Below are 3,566 nucleotides of genomic sequence, written 5' to 3'. Positions count from 1 at the left end.
GCCGATGAGCTCCGCCATGACCCCGTGCTTTCAGCTGTCCTTGGGAAAGAGGCCCTTGCATCACAGCCCACATTATCATACAGGAGGGAGGAATTATTGCGATGAGCAGACTGTCCGAGAAAGAAATACAGGAGATTATGGCGGAATACAAGGACGCCCCTATGGTAAATCCCGATAAGATATATCCCCCTCTGCCGCCTGTCCAGAACGTCACGCCCCTTGTCCGCATCCCAGAGCCGATGAGTTTCACCGAGAAAATCGGCGGCACGGAATACACCGTCAACGCCCATTTCCGAAAAGACGGGAGGGACGTACTTGTAATGCTTACGGATATTTTTCGGCGTGGCACACAGGGATATGGATTTTTTAATAATGGGAATTGGGGTGATGATGACGGGGAATAACAGGCAGCGGAAGAATTATCGCTTTAAAGCGTTGAAGTTTAAGGGCAGATGTGGTACACTGTACCTACACTTCACAATACCGTGTCTGCTGTCGGGAAGGAGAGCTTTATGAAAAGACAGCAGGAAGAATTTACGGCATTATATTGTAGATTAAGCCAAGATGACGGACGAGAGGGTGAAAGCAACAGCATTGTAAACCAGAAAGAATATCTGATGAAATACGCCAAAGAACACGGTTTTTCTAACCCAAAATTCTACGTGGACGACGGCTATACGGGTACGAATTTTGACCGTCCAAGCTTTAAGGAAATGTCGGCGGACATTGAAAAAGGGCTTGTTAAGACCGTCATTGTCAAAGACTTATCACGCTTTGGCAGGAACTATATCGAGGTCGGCTCTTACTCCGAAATCATCTATCCCGAAGCGGGCGTAAGGTTCATCGCCATCATGGACAACGTGGACACGGGCAGCCTTGAGAGCAACGAATTTGCCGCCTTTACCAACCTTTTCAACGAATGGTATCCAAAAAGCACGAGCAAAAAGGTAAAGGAAGTCAAGAAAGCGAAAGGGCTTGCAGGAGAACATCTGGGACCGCCGCCATACGGATATTTACGGAATCCAGACGACAAAACCCGTTGGCTTGTGGACGAGGAAGCGGCGGCAGTCGTCCGCAGGATATATTCACTCTGTATGCAGGGAAAGGGAATATCTGCTATTGCTGATATACTTTGGGAAGATGAAGTATTAACCCCATCCGCATATAAGGCTTCAAAAGGATTAGAAGCGGCAATCGTGTCAGGAAACCCATATAATTGGGAATCCACCACGGTGGCGTTAATTCTTGAAAATGTGGCGTATATCGGCGTTACGGAGAACTTTAAGTCCACCCGTTTAGGTTTTAAAAGCAAAAAGCGCATTCCCACTGTAAAAGAAATGCGGACGTATATTGAAAATGCCCATCCCCCTCTTGTTGACAGGGAACTATGGGAGAAAGTGCAGATGATACGGGCAAATAAACGCAGACCGACAAAAAATGGTGCAACAAGCATTTTTACAGGATTATTGGAATGTGCTGACTGCGGTACAAAACTAAGTCTGCGCTCATCAAAGAGCTATCTGTATTTCCGTTGTTCCAAATATAAAGGAAACAGCAGGAGCGGCGTATGCACACAGCATTATGTCAGGGAAGATGCCCTATACCAGTTGGTATTAAAACAGCTTCAGCATTTCCTGTCCTATTTACAGCAGTTTGAAAGGGTATTTATCCGACAGCAGATTGACGCCACCCTTGCGGAACGCCGATACGAGTTATACGCAAAGCAGAAACAGATTGAAAAAGACGAAAAGCGCATGGAAGAACTTGACCGCCTATTCCGTAAAATCTATGAGGATAATGTCAATGGAAAGCTGAATGACGAACGCTTTTACAAGCTATCAGATGGTTATGAAGCCGAGCAGGAACAGCTAAAACACGAAATCGAAACTTTGAAAGCCGAAGTCAGCGAAGCTGACACAGAAGCAACCAATGTTTCCAAGCTGATTGCCGTTACCAAGAAATATACCCGCATTGACGAGCTAACGCCCGAAATTTTAAATACTTTTGTGGATAAAATCATAGTCCACGAATGCGAGAAAAAAGACGGGAAACGGACACAGGACATTGACATCTACTATTCTTATGTCGGGATTGTAGATATTCCAACAGATGAAGAAACGCGGAAAATGGAACTGGAATACGGAAAGCGTACCAAACGTCAAACCGCCTAAATATAGGCGTGGCAGGAGAAAGTCTATGCTCCTGCCCATACATATCTATTTTTATCCTTATCTGGTATCAATCAATACCTTTTTTCGTACATTCTTCCTGTAAATATGCGTCCTGCACTTCCAAAAATTCTTTTGAAACTGTTTTTGGCGGTCGAATGTTCATAAGGGAACGTAACAGACGTTTCCTTGCTGTGTCCTGTGCAGGAATATCTATTGATTTTAATTCGTTATTTTCACTTTGAAGATAGTTTATCAGAAAAGTAAGCCTTTCTGTCTGTGTCATAACGTCCTCCTTTCTACCGCCTGTAAGGGGCATATTTCTTTACATTTTCCACAATGCAGACAATGTTCCTGTTTTATTTTTGCGTGACAGGCGGAAATATCAATGCAGTTTTGCGGGCAGGAATTAGCGCAGAGATTACAGCCGTTGCATTTATCGGTAACAAAAAAATAGGACGCATGGTTTCCCATTCCACCGAATGAAAATTGTTCCCGAAAAATAGGTTTGCGGCTTAAATCAAAAAACTCTCCGCTTCCTTTGTAGATTTGGAATACCGTCAATGCGGTACGGCTTTCCCTGTTCGGGTAAATGACTTCCATGTAAGGATTTTTTTCAAATATTTCTGATAACCGCTGCTGCCCGATTTCCCGTACTTCCCCACGCAGGGTAATAGATTTACTGGATAAAGTGTCAGCCCCTTTCATTCCTGTAATCGAAATAAAAGGCTGATTTTTGAGCCGTTCATAAAAGGCTTTTCCTTTGGCTGTCAGAAAATATAGTCCGTCTTTATCTGATAACATAATATCAATCACGCAAGTGACCGGGAAATGGTTCTCGTCAGTTGTGGCAAAAATAACAGTATGAATATCCTGCTGCATCATCTGCAAATATTTTTCTGCACTCATATTTCCTCCTGTAAGAAGCCCCCCTGCCTTTGGGGGCAGAGGGCTTCAACATTTGACAAAATGATTGACCTGTTTATTCTGCTACAACTGAAATTCTCTGCTGAATATGGTTTCCGTTTAACGCTTCATCAACCATAGCAACCGCATAGTCGGCATAGCTGATTACGCTTTCTCCCTTAGAGTTTAAGGTCAGTTCTTCGCCGCCCAAAATGTATTTCCCGGTCTTTGCTCCGTCTGCCTGAAAATCTCCGGCAGGGCTGATATACGTCCATTTTACAGGAAGCACAAAAAAGAACCGCAAAAATCCAAACGATCCAGCACGTTTCATTGGAACTATAGCTGTAACAGAAGAAGGCGAAGCTGCTGAAGTAAAGCATTATCTGGATGAAACTAAGATTTCTGAAGAAGCCCAGTATGACGGATTCTATGCAGTATGCACGGATCTTTTGGATGACAAAGTCGGTGATATTTTAAAAGTAAGTGAAGGAA

Annotated in this window: 4 protein-coding genes and 2 pseudogenes; 3 read left to right on the top strand and 3 right to left on the bottom strand. The window is 43.8% G+C overall.

Annotated features, from left to right (window positions below; genetic code table 11):
- Positions 1-101 precede the first annotated feature (101 nt).
- Together NFS18_RS19065 and NFS18_RS19060 are read left to right on the top strand one after the other, a co-directional pair.
- A complete protein-coding gene (locus tag NFS18_RS19065) occupies positions 102-404 on the top strand; it encodes a transposon-encoded TnpW family protein (protein ID WP_251393121.1) in 303 nt (100 codons plus the stop codon).
- A gap of 108 nt (positions 405-512) precedes the next feature.
- Positions 513-2,171, top strand: a complete 1,659-nt coding sequence (locus NFS18_RS19060; protein WP_251393119.1) for a DUF4368 domain-containing protein — start codon at positions 513-515, stop codon at positions 2,169-2,171.
- Between the two features lie 67 nt (positions 2,172-2,238).
- On the opposite strand, the gene NFS18_RS19055 is transcribed toward NFS18_RS19060, so the two are convergent.
- The 3 genes and pseudogenes from NFS18_RS19055 to NFS18_RS19045 form a co-directional block, all read right to left on the bottom strand.
- Complete coding sequence (locus NFS18_RS19055) at positions 2,239-2,454, bottom strand: macro domain-containing protein (protein ID WP_251393118.1); 216 nt, start codon at positions 2,452-2,454, stop codon at positions 2,239-2,241.
- Positions 2,451-3,077, bottom strand: a complete 627-nt coding sequence (locus NFS18_RS19050) for a 4Fe-4S binding protein (protein ID WP_251393116.1) — start codon at positions 3,075-3,077, stop codon at positions 2,451-2,453. Before NFS18_RS19050 ends, NFS18_RS19055 begins: the two co-directional genes overlap by 4 nt.
- Before the next feature lie 73 nt (positions 3,078-3,150).
- Positions 3,151-3,354 (bottom strand): annotated as a pseudogene (locus NFS18_RS19045) (NAD(P)-dependent oxidoreductase); the annotation flags it as partial.
- On the opposite strand from NFS18_RS19045, the pseudogene NFS18_RS19885 reads away from it, so the two are divergent.
- Positions 3,353-3,566: pseudogene (locus NFS18_RS19885) on the top strand (IS1634 family transposase); the annotation flags it as partial. The pseudogenes NFS18_RS19045 and NFS18_RS19885 overlap by 2 nt on opposite strands.

This window comes from Mediterraneibacter agrestimuris (assembly GCF_943193195.1).
Lineage (GTDB): Bacteria > Bacillota > Clostridia > Lachnospirales > Lachnospiraceae > Schaedlerella > Schaedlerella agrestimuris.
This window is presented reverse-complemented; position numbering and strand designations above follow the sequence as displayed.

What these genes read in the sequence shown, in the direction of transcription:
- NFS18_RS19065 (WP_251393121.1), top strand. Translation starts at nt 102, where the DNA reads ATGAGCAGACTGTCCGAGAAAGAAATACAGGAGATTATGGCGGAATAC.
- NFS18_RS19055 (WP_251393118.1), bottom strand. Translation starts at nt 2,454, where the DNA reads ATGACACAGACAGAAAGGCTTACTTTTCTGATAAACTATCTTCAAAGT.
- NFS18_RS19060 (WP_251393119.1), top strand. Translation starts at nt 513, where the DNA reads ATGAAAAGACAGCAGGAAGAATTTACGGCATTATATTGTAGATTAAGC.
- NFS18_RS19050 (WP_251393116.1), bottom strand. Translation starts at nt 3,077, where the DNA reads ATGAGTGCAGAAAAATATTTGCAGATGATGCAGCAGGATATTCATACT.